Source organism: Lactobacillus sp. W8174, from assembly GCF_016100975.1.
GTDB lineage: Bacteria > Bacillota > Bacilli > Lactobacillales > Lactobacillaceae > Lactobacillus > Lactobacillus juensis.
Window position 1 is genome coordinate 94,964 of the sequence record NZ_JACFRN010000003.1, and the last position, 16,691, is coordinate 111,654.

Annotated in this window: 19 protein-coding genes and 1 other annotated feature; of the genes, 11 read left to right on the top strand and 8 right to left on the bottom strand. The window is 36.6% G+C overall.

Translation table 11 applies throughout. The features are described from left to right. Positions 1 to 138: 138 nt before the first annotated feature. On the bottom strand, positions 139 to 771 hold the full coding sequence (locus tag H3U49_RS05160) for a DNA-3-methyladenine glycosylase (RefSeq protein ID WP_198180208.1): 633 nt from the start codon (positions 769 to 771) through the stop codon (positions 139 to 141). A 44-nt stretch (positions 772 to 815) separates the two neighbouring features. On the opposite strand from H3U49_RS05160, the gene H3U49_RS05165 reads away from it, so the two are divergent. Then, complete coding sequence (locus H3U49_RS05165; RefSeq protein ID WP_198180209.1) at positions 816 to 1,175, top strand: DUF488 domain-containing protein; 360 nt, start codon at positions 816 to 818, stop codon at positions 1,173 to 1,175. On the opposite strand, the gene H3U49_RS05170 is transcribed toward H3U49_RS05165, so the two are convergent. Then, complete coding sequence (locus tag H3U49_RS05170) at positions 1,170 to 1,949, bottom strand: TerC family protein (RefSeq protein WP_198180210.1); 780 nt, start codon at positions 1,947 to 1,949, stop codon at positions 1,170 to 1,172. The genes H3U49_RS05165 and H3U49_RS05170 overlap by 6 nt on opposite strands. A 126-nt stretch (positions 1,950 to 2,075) precedes the next feature. Continuing rightward, a complete protein-coding gene (locus H3U49_RS05175; protein ID WP_198180211.1) occupies positions 2,076 to 2,780 on the bottom strand; it encodes an NAD-dependent protein deacylase in 705 nt (234 codons plus the stop codon). A gap of 581 nt (positions 2,781 to 3,361) precedes the next feature. Between H3U49_RS05175 and H3U49_RS05180 the strand changes: the two genes are divergently transcribed. Continuing rightward, positions 3,362 to 4,264, top strand: a complete 903-nt coding sequence (locus tag H3U49_RS05180; protein WP_198180212.1) for a DUF3883 domain-containing protein — start codon at positions 3,362 to 3,364, stop codon at positions 4,262 to 4,264. Positions 4,265 to 4,383: 119 nt separating this feature from the next. Here the strand turns inward: H3U49_RS05180 and asnA are convergent, their stop codons facing one another. Further along, positions 4,384 to 5,397: an aspartate--ammonia ligase gene (gene asnA, locus H3U49_RS05185; RefSeq protein ID WP_198180213.1), complete on the bottom strand. Its 1,014-nt coding sequence runs from the start codon at positions 5,395 to 5,397 to the stop codon at positions 4,384 to 4,386. Between the two features lie 60 nt (positions 5,398 to 5,457). Next, positions 5,458 to 5,696: a binding site (T-box leader), on the bottom strand. 121 nt (positions 5,697 to 5,817) lie between these two features. On the opposite strand from asnA, the gene H3U49_RS05190 reads away from it, so the two are divergent. Further along, complete coding sequence (locus tag H3U49_RS05190) at positions 5,818 to 6,294, top strand: hypothetical protein (protein WP_198180214.1); 477 nt, start codon at positions 5,818 to 5,820, stop codon at positions 6,292 to 6,294. 31 nt (positions 6,295 to 6,325) lie between these two features. On the opposite strand, the gene H3U49_RS05195 is transcribed toward H3U49_RS05190, so the two are convergent. Next, entirely contained in the window at positions 6,326 to 6,628 is a 303-nt protein-coding gene (locus H3U49_RS05195; protein WP_034980833.1) for a nucleoside triphosphate pyrophosphohydrolase, read from the bottom strand. A gap of 136 nt (positions 6,629 to 6,764) precedes the next feature. Between H3U49_RS05195 and H3U49_RS05200 the strand changes: the two genes are divergently transcribed. Next, complete coding sequence (locus H3U49_RS05200) at positions 6,765 to 7,406, top strand: nitroreductase family protein (protein WP_034980832.1); 642 nt, start codon at positions 6,765 to 6,767, stop codon at positions 7,404 to 7,406. Between the two features lie 55 nt (positions 7,407 to 7,461). Here the strand turns inward: H3U49_RS05200 and cls are convergent, their stop codons facing one another. Together cls and H3U49_RS05210 are read right to left on the bottom strand one after the other, a co-directional pair. Next, positions 7,462 to 8,919 (bottom strand): cardiolipin synthase, encoded by a 1,458-nt coding sequence (gene cls / locus H3U49_RS05205; RefSeq protein WP_265893541.1) that lies wholly within the window; start codon positions 8,917 to 8,919, stop codon positions 7,462 to 7,464. 22 nt (positions 8,920 to 8,941) lie between these two features. After that, on the bottom strand, positions 8,942 to 9,874 hold the full coding sequence (locus tag H3U49_RS05210) for an alpha/beta hydrolase (protein WP_198180218.1): 933 nt from the start codon (positions 9,872 to 9,874) through the stop codon (positions 8,942 to 8,944). A gap of 70 nt (positions 9,875 to 9,944) precedes the next feature. On the opposite strand from H3U49_RS05210, the gene H3U49_RS05215 reads away from it, so the two are divergent. Then, positions 9,945 to 10,745, top strand: a complete 801-nt coding sequence (locus H3U49_RS05215; RefSeq protein ID WP_198180220.1) for a ribonuclease H family protein — start codon at positions 9,945 to 9,947, stop codon at positions 10,743 to 10,745. On the opposite strand, the gene H3U49_RS05220 is transcribed toward H3U49_RS05215, so the two are convergent. Next, complete coding sequence (locus tag H3U49_RS05220; RefSeq protein ID WP_370567313.1) at positions 10,746 to 11,663, bottom strand: DUF1002 domain-containing protein; 918 nt, start codon at positions 11,661 to 11,663, stop codon at positions 10,746 to 10,748. 189 nt (positions 11,664 to 11,852) lie between these two features. On the opposite strand from H3U49_RS05220, the gene H3U49_RS05225 reads away from it, so the two are divergent. From H3U49_RS05225 to H3U49_RS05250, 6 genes are all read left to right on the top strand, one after another. Beyond that, entirely contained in the window at positions 11,853 to 12,698 is an 846-nt protein-coding gene (locus H3U49_RS05225; RefSeq protein ID WP_198180224.1) for a glycosyltransferase family A protein, read from the top strand. Then, complete coding sequence (locus H3U49_RS05230) at positions 12,695 to 13,351, top strand: alpha/beta fold hydrolase (protein WP_109585750.1); 657 nt, start codon at positions 12,695 to 12,697, stop codon at positions 13,349 to 13,351. Before H3U49_RS05225 ends, H3U49_RS05230 begins: the two co-directional genes overlap by 4 nt. A gap of 157 nt (positions 13,352 to 13,508) precedes the next feature. Continuing rightward, positions 13,509 to 14,489, top strand: a complete 981-nt coding sequence (locus H3U49_RS05235) for a ribose-phosphate pyrophosphokinase (RefSeq protein WP_198180226.1) — start codon at positions 13,509 to 13,511, stop codon at positions 14,487 to 14,489. 140 nt (positions 14,490 to 14,629) lie between these two features. Next, positions 14,630 to 15,313: a TetR/AcrR family transcriptional regulator gene (locus tag H3U49_RS05240; RefSeq protein ID WP_045927417.1), complete on the top strand. Its 684-nt coding sequence runs from the start codon at positions 14,630 to 14,632 to the stop codon at positions 15,311 to 15,313. An 11-nt stretch (positions 15,314 to 15,324) separates the two neighbouring features. Next, complete coding sequence (locus tag H3U49_RS05245) at positions 15,325 to 16,155, top strand: hypothetical protein (protein ID WP_198180228.1); 831 nt, start codon at positions 15,325 to 15,327, stop codon at positions 16,153 to 16,155. A gap of 46 nt (positions 16,156 to 16,201) precedes the next feature. Further along, entirely contained in the window at positions 16,202 to 16,675 is a 474-nt protein-coding gene (locus tag H3U49_RS05250) for a nucleoside 2-deoxyribosyltransferase (RefSeq protein WP_187154834.1), read from the top strand. Positions 16,676 to 16,691 lie beyond the last annotated feature (16 nt).

Below are 16,691 nucleotides of genomic sequence, written 5' to 3' on the forward strand. Positions count from 1 at the left end.
ATTGCATTGGAAATTATTTAACTTAGAAAAATAATAGGCTATTAAGAGTGACTTGTCAATAATTTTATTTAAAAAATATTTTATAATTATCTCATTTATTATCTTTTACTATTTTAAAAGGCTGCTGGGATCCTGCTCTCACTGCCAGCCATTATCCTTTTGATAGGCACTTTTTTTCATTCTGGAAACATAGGGATTACCTGCTACATAGTAACGTAATTTTTTATTGGCCCATTCTAATTCAGATTGACTCACGCCAATTCTGGCACTGGTTTTAATTTCCTTAGCCCACTTTTTATGACTGTCGTCTAAATCAATTTTAAATGGAGAGTCAGACAGGAAGTGTAAATTCCATTTTTTATCGTGAATACCAAAAGCCTGCATCATTTTAGCAGGACCATTAGTTAAAAGCACGCCATTTTTACCGGCACGGTTTTTAATCATCTGCTCTATGCCCCAGACTGGTTCGATAGCCCTGATTAAAACTCCTTGTGGCTCATTATATTCTTGTGCTGCGACATCGAAAAAGAAATACTGTCTTTGGGCGTAAATGTAGATAGTTCCGCCTTTACGATAAAGCCCCTCATTAGCCGGACTGCGATGACCGCCATAAGAATGTGCTGCCCGGTCTTTAACGCCCAGGTAAGCTTCTGCTTCCACAATATAGCCACCCATTATATTCTGGCCATCATTATATGTTAATGGTCTGCCAATCAAATCTTTAGTAATGGCAGCAGTTGATCTATTAGAGAAATAAGTTGAATAATTCATTTTTTCTTCCGTGTAGTAAACTTAAACTAAAAGGAGATATTACAATGACAAAGATAAAATTAGTACGCATTTACGAACATGAGCAGCCTGCTGGCTACCGCATTTTAGTTGATCGTCTGTGGCCACGAGGCAAAAGCAAAAAAGATGCTAATTTGGATGAGTGGGTTAAAGAAATTGGTCCCAGCACCGAATTGCGTAAGTGGTTCAATCACGATGATACTAAATATCCTGAGTTTAGGCAAAAGTACATTGCTGAATTAGAACATAATCCTGTGACTGCCAGTTTTGTCACCCGAGTGAAAGACGAACTTGCAAAACAAGATGTCCTTTTTCTTTATGGTGCAAAGAATAAAGAGCACAACCAGGCAGTTGTGCTCAAAGAATACGTTGAACAAAGATTATAGTTTCCGTCTTTTCTTTTTTGCTCGTATAAAATGAAAAGCAATAGTTAAGAGAAGAATACCGAACACAATAAAGGCAAAAGTTGTATTAGGCAGTTCGTAATGTAACGGTGGTAAAGACAATAAAAGTTTAAGAGCAATGATAGCAATTAAAACGTAAGCCATCGGTTGCAGTTCAGGAATAATGTCCATCAATTTGATGATGATTTCGGCAACACCGCGCATACATAAGATACCAATCATGCCACCAATTAATACTACTACCGGATTATTGGAAACCGCTAGGGCAGCTAACACTGAATCAATTGAAAATACGATATCCATTGCTTCAATTGAAATAACGGTCCGCCAGAAAAGTGACAGAAAATGTTTGCCCTTTTTGGGGGAATGCTTAGTAATTTTTGCACTTTCAATCTTTGCGCTTGCGGCAGCCTTTTGGGGATGCCTTTGCTCGTAGAAAAACTTGAAGGATAGATAAAAAAGATAGAGACTGCCTGCTAGTTTAATTTCCCAAAAATTGATCAGATAAGTACCAATGCCGATCACAATGAAACGAAAAATGTATGCGCCCCAAAGACCATAGAATAATGATTTTTCCTGTTGTTTCTTGTCAGGCAAAACCTTGGTTTGCGCTGCCAAAACAACTGCATTATCAACAGAAAGCAGGCATTCCATTAGAATCAAGGTTAAGATGACGAGCCAATCTTTGCCACTGGTCAGTACGTGAATCCAATTACTTCCACTGAAAAAGGGAGCATACATTTTAAAAATTGCCATTTAAAAGCTCTTTTCTAGTTCAGAATTATTTTTAATTACTGTGTCGTATTTTAGCACAAGTAATTTATAGCATCCGGGTAAAAAAGCAATTCTGTTGGTTTAAAGGGCTTTCTTTTTAAAAACTAGTTAAAGCTGTTTAAAAACATCTAGTGCATCCGCAATAATGGAGGAAATTCCTTCTGCTGGAATGGCAGTTTTATTAATTGCCCAAACTTTTGCTCCAGCTTGTCTGTAAGATAAAAGCTGGGCAAAAGGGTACACGACGAAACTGGTGCCTGAAATAATTACAAGGTCAGAATTTTGCATTGCATTGACAGATTTGGCTAAACTGTCTCCGTTAATGGCTTCACCGTATAAAACAATTCCTGGTCTGATAATACCGCCACAATTTTCATGCTGGTAAGATTTGGCGTATTCAACGTATGAAACTGGTTTATGACACTTAGTGCAGTAAATATTATAAAGACAGCCATGAAATTCGGTTACGTGTTTATTGCCGGCTTTGGTATCCAAGCCATCAACATTTTGTGTGATTAGATCGCCTTTTTCGTTGCAGATCTCGGCAATTTTCTGGTGGATTTCATTTGGCTTGGCTTCAGGGAAATACATATTATCCATCACAAATTTGTAGAAGAATTCTGGTCGCTGATAAAGTGTTTCCTCACTTAAAATTGTTTCCGGACTTTCAGAGACGCCATCATAAATACCGTTTTTAGAGCGATAATCAGGAATACCAGAATGAGTTGAAACTCCGGCACCAGTCAGAAAAGTAATGTGGCGTGCCTGATCAATATCATTTTTTAACTCAGCTATTTCATTTGCATCAATCATAATTTTGCCTTTCTTAAAACTAGTTCTGCTACTGCTAGTTTACTACAAGATTTTGTCTAACATATAGGGTTATTGCAATAAATGTTCGATAGTGTTACTTTAAGTGATTTGTCAAGATACTCATACATAGGTTTTACTCTTACGCAAAAATAGTGAATCGAATCAACGAAACTAAGCAAAAATTCAAACGAACAAGGTGAAAAAGACCATGAGGATTAAAATAAAATAATACAGAGTTAATCAAAAGTCTGCTCTTAAAAGAGAATTTAGTCTAAGAAAAGGGAAAGTATATGACTATTTACATTTCGCTTAGTGACAAAATAGGTCTTAAAAAAGGAATATGGTTCTGTCAGCTCATTAATTGGAGAAATCGCTGCAGAATTTGAGATAGAACTGGATGATGACTTGAATGAAAATAATTAGAATATAATAGAGCAATTTTAAATAAATAGAAAGACTTGCTATTAAAATTTTGTCCCAATTGACTAATCATTTTTGTTAAATTGAATAATCCTGAATCTCTGGAAATAAATTGTGAACCTTTATGTTATTCTAGATTATAAGATTACGAGGTGAGGTTAATGGTTCAATTTGTTTGGGTAAAACGAGTAAACGACCAAAAGCTTAATGATATCAGAGATAATGAATATCTTAAAAAAATATTTGAGCAATTCAAAAATTATGAGGAAGAGGAAAGCAAAGCGAAGAAAGCTACTAACAGTGGTAGACCCCATAGTTATCGAGACGGTATAATCAAGATGTTGTTCAATTATAAGACTATTTATGGATCTATTCCAGATGATGTCTTCAGTGATACTTTTAAGAAAAATCTGAGTGCAATTATGGAGTTAAATGGTTTTGCTAAATTTAATCAAGAAAACCATAGGTACCCTATGGCCAGCACCAAGGCTTTTCTAAAATTTCTCAACTCTTATTCCGATTATGATAATGCTAATTCAAATAGAGAATCATATACATATAAGGCCCCGATTGCAATTAATAAGAAAATAGTTAAGCATAAGAAGACTAGATCCAAATCTAAGACCAATAAGCTTCTTCCCAAGATTGACTATTTCGAAGAGGAGAAGAAAAAGACTGATATTGGAGCTGCTGGTGAGAAGCAGGTAATGCTCTATGAAGCCAATAGATTAAAGGATTATCCTAAATTACAAGGTAGAATCATACAGAGATCAAATAAATCTGATTCATATGGGTATGACATTCTATCTTTTGAAAAAGACGGGACTGAACGTCATATAGAGGTTAAGACAACCTCTACTAATATAAGTAATCAGATAACTTTCCAAATGTCAGAAGGTGAACGCCAACATGCGTTGGAATTCGATAATTATTGGATTTACTTTGTTTTCTTTGATGGTAATCAACCTGTAATTTATCCATTTAAGAATCCTATAATTAGACCTGAAGATGAAGTTAGGGCAGTGCCTATCAAATATCAGGTATCCTTCAATATTAATGATTAAAAACTCATTACATATGATAGCTTTTTTGTTTGCCTCTGGGTTCTTAGTTAGTCATCAACAGGATAAATTATAGAGCCAAAAAACCGTGCCATCAATTTTGACAGCATGGTTTTCATTTGTTATAGAATTTGAATGTCATGTTCTTTGCATTTAGTAATCATATCATGAGGCCAAACACTGGCTTGAACTTCACCAATGTGAGCTTTGCCAAGCAAAAGCATGCATAAGCGAGATTGCCCAATCCCACCACCAATGGTATAAGGTAATTCTCCAGCAAGCAACATGCGGTGAAATTCCAATTTTTCACGATCAAGGCAATCTGCCTTCTTCAGTTGTTCGTGCAGACTTTCAGGACTAACGCGAATCCCCATCGAAGAAATTTCGATTTTTTGCTTTAACGGTTCATACCAGAAAATCAGGTCACCGTTTAATTCCCAGTCATCATAATCGGGTGCACGACCATCGTGTGGTTTGCCGCTTCTCTTCAGTTTATCGCCGACTTTCATTATAAAGACAGCCTTTTCTTCAGCAGTTATTTTGTTTTCTCTTTCTTCAGGGCTGATATCCGGCCAGCGATCTTCTAATTCTTGCGTAGTAATAAAGTAAAGTTTTTCTGGTAAACGGTAAGTAGAAGCAGGGTAACGGGAAACACAGCCAGCTTCAATTTCCTTTATTGCAGCAAAAATCTTGGTAACGGTACTTTTAAGAGTTTCTATCGTTCTTTCCTCTTTGGCAATGATTTTTTCCCAATCCCATTGATCTACATAAATTGAGTGAAAATTGTCTAAATCTTCATCGCGGCGAATGGCGTTCATGTTGGTAAAAAGGCCCTCATGCATGTTAAAGCCATATTTCTTCAGTGCCATTCTTTTCCATTTGGCAAGGGAATGCACGATTTCAACTGTGTCATCTGCTGGTAAATCCTTGGCATCAAAAGCAACTGGACGTTCAACGCCATTCAGGTTATCATTAAGTCCTGTATGCTTTTCGACGAACAGTGGGGCAGACATTCGTTGTAAATGTAATTTTTTAGCTAAAACCTTTTGAAATTCTTCACGGATATAAACAATTGCTGCTTCGGTATCGCGAATTGTGAGAGTTGGATGATAATCTTCGGGTAAAATTAAAGTCATTGTTTTGACCTCCTGTAAATTTAAGGAAAAGAAAAAGCCCTTTATCCCGTTTTTAATAAAAACAAGGACGAAAGGCTTTTTCCGCGGTACCACCTTAATTGCCCCAAAGGGCCAACTCATGAAGCACTATCATGCTTCACCAGCGTGGTAACGTACTGGAGACGACACAACCTACTCTTACAAGAATTTCAGCGTGCTGCTAAAAGTGTTTTTCAATAACCCAGGGTCTAACGGTTTTCCACTATCACCGATTCACTTAAAGAGGTAAGTTATCTACTCGTCTTTTTCATTGCATTTAATTTGATAATAATTTAATCATGATTTTAATAAAAATGCAAGTAAAATATCATTAATGTTGAAAAAATATCTAACGACTGTCAATCTGTTATAATAGATGAAAATACAATTGAGGAGAGTTATATGATAGTTTTTTATCTGATTTTGGATGCCTTGCTTTTAGGCTACACTTGTTATAGTTGGTACTGGCAAGCAAATATTGACTTAAAGGGACATTATCGCTCGTCTTCAGTTATTTGGGCCGTAATTTTTATTTGGATAGGTTTTGCCTGGCAATTAATTGAAAAGGGCGATCCAGGTCTCAATATTTTTTTGGCAATCTTCTTGTTGATTGGTATTATTGATGGTTTTACGGGTCTCGCGCCTAAAAGGGCTGTTGTTTCAGGTTACTTTCGGCGGACAGTCTCATATTCAGAGATTGCGATGGTCACTTTAATTAAAGTGCCTAATCCGAAGAAAAAGCAGGTAATTTGTATTTTAACAACCCAGAAGAACAGACAATATTATCTTCGCTTTTCCTATGGCGTAGCACAAATTGTTGAGGCACTTAAAAACCATATTCACCATGATATTCGGATTGAAATTCAAGACATTTTTTAAGTCACACATTAACGTGGCTTTTTTCATGGGCTTATTTTTCTTCCCAATTCATTTCTAGATATTTTGTAAAGCCGCCCTTAAGGGCGCGCTTTTCTTTTACTTGTTTTAAAAAAGTAGCTTGATCAACATTTTTAAATTTGAGGTATGCCAAAATGACTTCGTAAACATCACCTAATTCTTCAATTAAATTAGTTTCAGTTTTAGCAGCAAGAACTTCATTAGTTTCTTCAATTAATTTTTTCTTTAAAGCTGGTTCAATTTCTGCGTGACTAAGTTCACGATAAGTAGCATAGTGCGCAAATTCTGGTATTTTGTCTCTAACTAATTTTTTCATTTTTATGGCCTTCCTTACTTATAATATTTAAATTTTATTATACTGCTAATTTTGTCGAAAAATTATGTGAAAAAGATAACAAAATGTAGTAAAATTAACATAGTAGAGATATATTTATATTAGAAAGTGTGAAGATATGCGTAATAACGATTTTAATGATGTAGTACAAAACCGTCATTCTGTGCGCCATTTTGATAAAAGTGTCAAAATTCCGCGTTCAGAATTTAAAGAAATGTTTGAAGAAACAGTAACGGCTCCTTCCGGCTGCAATTTACAAGGCTGGCACTTTGAAGTAGCAGATACCCCGGAAACTATTGCTAAAGTTAAGAAATACATGTTGAGATTTAACGATCCCCAGATGGACAGCTGTGCTGCTGTTGTGCAAGTCTTTGCTGATGTTTATGCTTATAAAAAATATCGTGAAAATTGGACCAAGGAATATGAGACAGGCAATATCACTAAGGAAAAATTAGACGAAGTCTTAAGAACCTTTTTGCCATCTTATGAAAATGGCACATATTATTCTTGTGCAATTGATTCCATTAGGTCTTGCTCACTTGCTGCTATGCAGTTTATGCTTGTTGCCCGCAATCATGGTTACGACACTAACCCAATTGCTGGCTATGACGAATCTAAAATTGCCAGAACCTTTAACTTAGAGCCCAAACGCTACTTACCAGTTATGGCAATAGTAATTGGTAAGAGCAATGAAACCGAAGAAACTATGGCTAAAACAACTCGCTATCCAGCTGAAACTGTTTATCACTTTGCGGAATAAATAAATAAAAATAGCGCATTTTAAAAGCCTTCCGTCTTGGAAGGCTTTTTAGCTGCTATAAAATTGGTGAAAGCATCCGTGAAAAGCTTTGCAAAATCTTAAGCCAACGACCTTGTTTGGCAATATCTTGGGGTGTCAATAATGAAGAAACTTTCATATCGTCTTCAAATGATTTAGCAACCTCACGAGTGAAATTTTTATCATAAAAAACGGCAATATCTTCAAAGTTAAGATCATATGAGCGGTAATCCTGATTCATTGATCCCACTGTAGAAAAAGTGTCGTCTACTACAATTGTTTTGGCATGAATGAATCCTTTGTTGTAAATATAAATTTTAATACCATAACGGGATAATTCATTGGCATACCATTGTGTAGCGCGATAAATAAATGGGTGGTCAGGTTTACACGGTATCATAATTCGTAAGTCTACTCCTGACTGGGCAATTGTTTGCAAAGTGGCAAACATCGCATCATCAGGAATTAAATACGGTGTTTGAATCCAGAGCCGTTTTTTTGCTAGAGACATTAGCCGCATAATACCATTACGCATATTGGCATTATAGCGGTCAGGTCCGTCTGAAACTATTTGCGTTGCTACATCACCAGCATGAATCTCATTTTCATCTAAGTTGGGAAAAAGAATGGTATTGAAAGCAATGACTTGGTTTTCTTTTTGAATTGAGGCATTCCAATCCATCACAAACCGCTCTTGCAAAAGTAAAGAAGCAGATCCGACAATCCTTACCTGACTGTCACGCCAGTAACCAAATTTTTTCTTGCGACTCAGGTACTGGTCACCTATATTAAAGCCACCAGTCCAAGAAGTTTTGCCGTCAACTACTACAATTTTACGGTGCAGGTGGTAGTTAATCCGGTACCGCGTAATCATGTTGCGTGAGGTAATAAAGGGCAGGACTACGCCGCCAGCTTTTCTTAACTGATCAAACCAGGTCTTGGTTGCACCCATTGAACCCCAGGCATCATAGAGCAAACGCACAGATACGCCTTCTTGTGCTTTTTTAATCAGCAAATCAAGAAAGTCATTGCCAATATCATCATTATAAAAGGTATAAAATTCCACGTTCACTGATTGTTTGGCATTTTTAATATCAGCCATCATGTCGTGAAACATGATTTCACCATCGGTATAGAGCTTAACGTGATTGTTTTTGCTCAACGGTGACTCGCCATCATGATCAAAAAAGTGCACCACCATTTTGGCTTTATTTGAGGTATCAGAAGCACTGATTTTTTTAGGTGCAGCAGTAATTGATTTTTGCACATTCCGCAATCCAATATGATGTTGCTTGTTAATAGCAAAAATATTTTCTTGTGAAATTCCCCGACCAAAAAAGCCGTAAATGATCATCCCTAAAACTGGAAAAACCAGCAGGATAATCAGCCAAGCCCAAGTTGTTGAAACAGAGCGTCTTCTATGAAAGACAATATAAAAGGCTAAGATAGTATTAGTAATAATGATGATGCGTCCTATATCGCGGAGCAGAATCACACGTGTTTCCTCCAAAATTAAATTATTTTTTAAGACCAATAAACTTATCAATAATGTCGATGACAAATGGGTTATCGTGCATCCAGCTGTGTTCAGCGTACTTTTTACCCCGAATCTCAACTTCATGATAAGATTTGGCATAAGGTGCTAGAATATAGCGGATGCTTTTAGCCGAAGTGACGGAAATAAACTTGTCGCTGTTGGTGTTGTCCAAAACATTGCCATAAATATTTAATACTGAAATGTTGGGATTAAACCGTTTGCGTCTGAACAAGAGGTACAGATAATGCAGATTCACCACAGCTGGACGACCTTTGTGGTTAAAGGCGTTGACGTTAGGGATATCTCCTAAATAAACTACACCATCAAAAGGTCCCGCAATGAAAGCACATTTAACTAAATGAGGGAAGTTTTTCTTCCGGTATTCACGCATTTCGGTTCGTACTATGCAGGGGCAGGCCAAAGAGTGTGCGATTGCCGAATAGTGTGAAAAGTGGTACTTTTGCGCTAAAAATGGTAATGTGAAACGCAGGTAGTAGTCAATTGCATACACACCAACAAGACGCTGGCGAAAAACAACCTGCACAATTGGATTAGGATCACCAGTCCAAGTTCCTTCTAGCTTAAAGTTACCCAGTAAATCAGCAGTAACTTTGAGATACTTGGGATTGCCTTTATCAGCAAGTGCCTGCTTGACCATTACCTTTGTAGTGTAGTCACCGCCACGAAAGCCATGAAAATATATAATAGGTACTTGTTCAAAATCGCCTTTTTTTGGTTCAATTGTGGCATTATCTTCAATCCTTTTTTTATGTAAACGAAAGAAAACACGAGTAGGTGCAAAAGTTGCCAAGATAGCCAAGAAAAGCATGCTTAGTCTGCTAGGTTCCTTTGCAAGGTCGCGTTTGTGGTTTTTCTCCACTTCTTCCTTGTATTTTTTAGTATTGAAGAACATAATACCACCTTAAAAAATAGAACTACTTATATTTTAGCATTGACTGGAAATTTTAGTGATAGGGGAGCATATGAAATTTTATGCAGTAAAAAAGGGCCGCAAACCAGGTGTTTATCGCACTTGGGAAGATGCCCGAAAACAAGTTGAAGGCTATTCTGGTGCCGAATACAAATCTTTTGCCAAAATAACTGATGCCACTGAATATTTAGCTTGGGATCGCGAAGCTGTTCATCAAGTCTTTCAAAAAGATGAGGATTCATTACAAAAAGCAATTGCCAAGATTCAAAAAGAAAGTCGCAAAATCAAGCAAAATCCTGCTACAACAACTTCTTCTAAAAAGGATAAGGCGTTAGGCAAGCCAATTAAGGCAAAATCATCCAAATTTTTTGCCACAATTTATACTGACGGCGGTACCCGCAACACCGGTAACTTTAAGGGCGGTCATGTGCGTACGACTGACAAGGCTGCTTGGGCTTATCTAATTGAATGGCAAGAAGATGGCCAGCAAAAGTCTACTTATAACTCAAATGGTGAGTTTGGTGCGACTAATAATAAGATGGAACTAACAGCTTTAATAGAAGCACTCAAAAAATTGCTCGAGTTGGGTTTCAACGAAAAGCCATTATTATTTGTACTGGATTCACAGTACGTTTTAAATCCAATTACTAAGGGCTGGCTTAAAAAATGGAAAAAACGGGGCTGGACCAAAAGTACAAAAGGTGCAATTGCCAACCTTGAGTGTTGGCAGGAGCTGGAGCAGCTTTTAAGTAAATTTTCTCAAACTAAATTCGAATGGACTAAAGGACACGCTAATAATCGTGGCAATGAATTTGTCGATCATACGTTAAACAAATTCATGGACCAAATGTAATTAATTAAAAGCAGCCACAATTAGGCCACTAAAAAGGTGACTGAAAAATGAAGTAATATTATGCCAAATTTGTTCAAACCAGTTACGATTTTCTGGGGTATTGATTTTATCAAAGATTCCTTTAGCGTTCTTTTTGATGTTTTTGGATAAAGCATCAGCCTGGTCCTTGAATTTGTGATTTTTTAAAGCACCGGAATCACGGACTTCAATTAAGACGTTAATAATCTGCTGCTTTTGATTATTATTAATGACGTCACCAAGATGATTAATGTTGATCTGATTATTTACAATATCATGAATTTGACTATCTGACACATTGTTGCCGATTTTACCCATTTCCTGTTTAGCGCCGGCAACTGCATTATTTAATTGGGCGTCGCTATAACCGCTTTTATCCTTATTTTCCTTGGTAATTTTACTTAAGGTGTTCATTTCGTCTTGTGCTGCGTTTACTTGATTTTGATTTAAATTTTCTCCGGTTTTGTTATAGGCAGCATAAACACCGGCTAGAGCACCGGAACCATCAATTGGCACAGCACTGGTAACATAAATATTGGCGTCAGAGATACCGGCAGTTAAAGCGGCATTTTTATATTGATCGGCTGTAATGGTAGTAATATTATTGCGTCCCTGGTAGTCAAGGATGTGAACGTTGATACCACTACCTTGTGCTTCTTTTTCAATCATGGCACTGGACCAGACGCCAGAGTGAGTTGTAAAGTTCGCACCCGAAGGATTAAGATATTTGACCAAATCTTCACCGGTGATGGTAATTGTTTGGTAGCTGCTGCCATTTAGTGGCTCACTAAGGGTTTTTAGCGTACCGCTTTTTTGGGAAGCGGTTAAAGAAGTTCCAAGACAGACAACCGGTAATTCATCTGCCTTAACGGTTTGTGTAACAGTGCCGCACATGAGCATACTAAACAATAACAGTGTAATAATAGTTGAAAATGTTTTTGCTTTTTTCATAAAATAATTAACTCCTTTTGACTGTTCCTAATTATACTAAATGCTAAAAGCAAAAGGTTAAATAATAGTTATGTACCACTTACTTTACGTTATTTTTAATATTTAAGATGGTATAATAACAAGTTAAAGGAGGGAGCTATGATTCAGCAACCTGAATTAACTGTCATTATGCCTGTTTACAATGTCGAAAGATATTTAGAGCGGGCACTTGATCATTTGGCTAAGCAAGATGATCCCAATTTTAAGTTGTTAATTGTCAATGATGGTTCAACGGATAATACGCGAAAAATAGCAGAAAGCTATCGGGAAAAATTCCGTTACTTCAAGATAATAAACAAGCACAATGGTGGTCTGTCTGATGCACGCAATGTCGGTATTGCCAACGTTGATACGCCATATTTTACTTTTCATGATGGTGACGACTGGGTAGATTCCGATTATACAGCATTTTTTGTAAATGCTTTTCACGACCATCCTGATGCAGCAATGGTTTCCTGTGGTTTCTGGCTTGATTATGAAAACAAACCAGGTTCAATTCCTGTCACCAAAAAAGTGGTGCGCGGCATGAAAGGCAAGGCCCGAACCTACCAATTAATCAGTAATCCATTAGGCTCTTTGTGTGATAATCATTGCCTGGCTACTCCAGTCAAGGGCTATACCTGGAACAAGGGCTATAAATTATCGGTCGTGCGACAGAATCATCTTCACTTCATGGAAAATTTAGCTTTTATGGAAGATCAGATATTTAATGTGCAATATTTGTCCTTAACAGAAGGTTTTTATTGTGATAGCAAGCCTATCTATCATTATTGGCAGCGTAAGGACAGCATGGTTCATCACTTTAACGCCAAAATGATTCCTGATAATTTTAAGGCTAACTATATTATTGCTAAGATCATTGTCCGCAGCTTGTGGCATGAACATAAGAAAGAAAAAAGTTCTAATCAAAATTTGGTAGAGGCTAGCGAAAGAGACCAAAGATGAGAGAAAAAGTTAATGGTAACGAACTTTATTACAGTAAGTTAGGCAAGGGTGCCCCGCTGCTTTTATTACACGGACACCATTTAGATGGTGGCATGTTTGACCAAATTGTTGCCCCGCTTTCTCTTTACTATACGGTTTATGTTCTGGATATGAGAGGCCATGGTCTCAGTCAGGGAGAACCTGCCGAGCACTATCAAACAGAAGTTGAAGACCTGGCTGCTTTTATTAAGCAGGTGAATATCAGAGGCTGCTATTGTTTTGGCTTTGATGCTGGCGGCTTGGTAGCAATGATGCTTGCAAGTCAGGATCAAAATATCTTTAAAAAGCTCATGGTAGCTGGTGTCTTTGTGAACGGCAATGGTATCAAATCATATCATTATTTGACTGAAGGCTTTCTGCGTTTTTTGCGCATGAACCGTGATAGTAAGGTGGAATTATCAGAAAGTTTCATGTCTGTTGATAGCTTGAAGGCAATCAAGATACCAACTTATTGTGTCGTGGGAGAAAAAGACTGGGTTAAAGTAGAACACGTTCGCTGGTACAGTCAAATTATTCCTCAAGGACAGCTTCTGATTATGCCTAGACAAAAGCATGAAAGTTACGCAGTTAAGAGTTTTAAACTGCTAAACTTAATGGAAGACTTTTTTAAGTAGTTTATTTAATTTAAGAATACTTTTACTTTCAATTTAATATTTAACAGCCGATATTAGCTTCGGCTTTTTGTTTGAATTATTACTTTTCTAGGCACTGGGGACTTTTTTGGTTATAATAGACTTGCAAAGATTGTAATTTTTAAAAAACGAGGTAGTCATGAACAAGGAAGAACTTCTTCAAATATTGCACCCGATGAAGCTGATTGGGTTAGGCGGAAATCCCGCATTAAATGAAAAAATTGCACAAATCTTGAAAAAGCCGTTAATTGAAACTGCTGTGCAACATTTCAGTGACGGTGAAATTCAAGTTAATATTGGCGAAAGTGTCAGAGGATGTGACGTTTTCGTTATTCAGTCAATTCAGGATCCCGTAAATGAAAACTTTATGGAACTGGAAATTGTTTTGGACGCATTACATCGCGCCTCAGCACACAGAATCAATGTGGTAGTGCCATACCTGGCTTATTCACGTTCAGATACCAAAACTCGTTCGCGCGAACCAATAACTGCTAAACTCATAGCTAATTTATTACAAATTACTGGTCTAGATCACTTAATTGCTCTCGATTTACATGCTTCGCAAATTCAAGGCTTTTATAATGTGCCAGTTGATCATTTGCATGCTATGCCACTTTTAGCACAATATTTTATTGATAACGGTATTGCTACCAAAGAGGAAGACGATATTGTAGTTGTTTCTCCCGATCATTCTGGGGCTAAACTCGCTCGTAATTTTGGTCAGTGCTTTGATGCGCCAATTGCGATTGTTGATCAGCGCCACGCACGTTATGACGCAGATGTACATGACATGATTGGTGATGTTAAGGACAAAAAATGTATTATTGTAGATGATTTAATTGATACGGGATCACGTATTTCTTCTTCAACTAAATCAGTTCTAGCGGCAGGCGCCAAGAAAGTTTACGTTGCTGCAACACACGCATTATTATCACAAAATGCTACTGAAGTTCTGAATGAGTTGCCAATTGAACAGATAGTGGTAACTGATACTATTAAACACAGCCATTATCCAGATAGAATGGTTCGTATTTCAGTAGATTTGCTTTTAGCGCGTGGAATTAATTATGTATATAATGACCGTTCAATGCATTTGTTAAGTGAAAGTAAATTAAAGTAATAACATATTAAACGGCTTGCTTTTAGTATATGTTTCTTTAGTAAAAACTATCAGCCAATAATATACCAGTGCCTTTTTGTTTATTTATTCTATATCATTGGTATAATTAAGGCAAAATATATAGGAGCTGAGAAAACATTATGGCACGACGTAAAAATTATAAAAGAAGACGTACAATTTTAAGTAATACTTTTCACTTAATTAGAGAAAATGGTATGGACAGTGTTTCATTTCAAATGATTGCAGAAAAGTCTGGCATTTCCAAATCATTACTGCAGTCATATTATCCCCATAAATCAAACTTGATTGCTGATGTAGTTCGGAACATTCTCAATACACTAGACAAGCAAGTGCAGAAGTTTAGTGTTAATAAAGAAGACGAAGTATGTGCTCGCACCAAAGCTTTTATTTATGCGATTGAAATGCTGGGAATTTATGATGAAGGTCTTAAACGTATTATTACTGAGGTGTTTAAGAGTAACGAATCGCTGGACTTTTGGAGTAAAACTATCAACGACTGGTTGAAAGAAAAGCAGTTGTTTGATCACTTTGACTTCGATCCCAAAGAAGTGCGGATGGGGATTGCCTTTGCCGTAACTGGTGTGAGTCGTCTTTATTATGATAATAAAGAATATGAAGTTTCTCCTGAGGAAATAGCTGATTATGGTACCAAAGCATTCATGTACAGCTTTTTACATTCCTCAAAACCAACTATTGAAAAGGCGCTTAAAGAGGGTCATGAGATTATTGAATCTACTGACATTAAGACCATTCATCATGCAATAGATACGATGTTTGATGAAGACAAGGAGATTGTCTGTTAGAAAGGAAAAATATGGCAAATGGCGCGCGAGATGGTTTGCACAGAATAAGTCAAGAACAGAACAACCAATACAAACAGGTTCTGTCCTTTATCATTTTTCTGGTTGTATCGCTAACCATGATTACCGCGACTTTCCTTAATCCCTTTTTTATGAAGGGACAAATTAGAAACAGTAGTAATGAGGCTGTAGTAGTTAGACAAGTAAACAAGCATTTTGATGCACTGGCAGAAGCAATTGGAGCTAATAAAAATGGTAATGCCAATCTGCTAACTACTAAGCAAACTCAACCAATTGCTGATCATATTATTGACTATACCCTTGGGAGACCTTGGTTCAAGTTCAGTAATATGAAATTGGCCAAACAAATTTTACATGACATTGATTTAAACATTGATCAAGGTGCATCTAGTGATGCCCAGTTAGTACAAGAAAAATTAAAGGAGCAGGAAAATAATGCTCCATTTGATGTAATCGATACTTTTAATCTGAACACAATTACTCTTGGAAGCAATATTGCTTTCATCTTATTAATTGTCAATGTAATTATACTGATAATGGCTATTATTAGTTTACGTTCATTAATAAGTGATATGAAGTTATTTTTTAATTCAAAAATGCTGACTCACGAAGTTACCGCATGTGGTATGTGGGCAGGTTTTTGGTTAATATTAATTGCGGGCATATTGGCTATTATTCCAGTAATTTTTAATGTTGAAGGTTTAGCTGTATTAGGTTTTGTGTTAGAAATAAGCAGCAGTATCTTTCTGGACTTTGTTATTGTAGGAGTTGTTCTTTATATTTTAAGTGCAATTCCGTGGGAAATCAGTTCTCCCAATAATTAGTCTCTCTGTTTTAAAATAATTAATCGTTTTTTCAAAGGAAACATATATGAAAATTTATTTTGCAAATGCTCTGTTTTCACAAGCAGAAATTAATTACAACGCGCAATTGGCGGCTAAAATACGTCAAATAGATAATTCAATTGATTTATATTTGCCCCAGGAAAACGCGTCAATTAATGATAAACAGGCTTATGCTGATTCTAAAATGATTGCTCAAGCTGATACTGAAAAATTGCTTAATAGCGATTTGATGATTGCCGTTCTTGACGGCCTCAGCATTGACAATGGTGTAGCGAGTGAAATAGGCGTAGCTTATGCAAAAGAAATTCCGATAATTGGTTTATATACAGATACTCGTCAGCAGGGAGCTACTAACCAAAAGAAGCTACAAGCTTTGACCCAAATTGCAGAAAACCAATTCCATTATGTTAACTTGTATACTACTGGGCTGATCAAACTTAATGGCACCATAGTTAATAATGAAAAAGATTTATTAGCTGCCGTAGCCAACTATATTTAAAATTAACTCAGTTCGC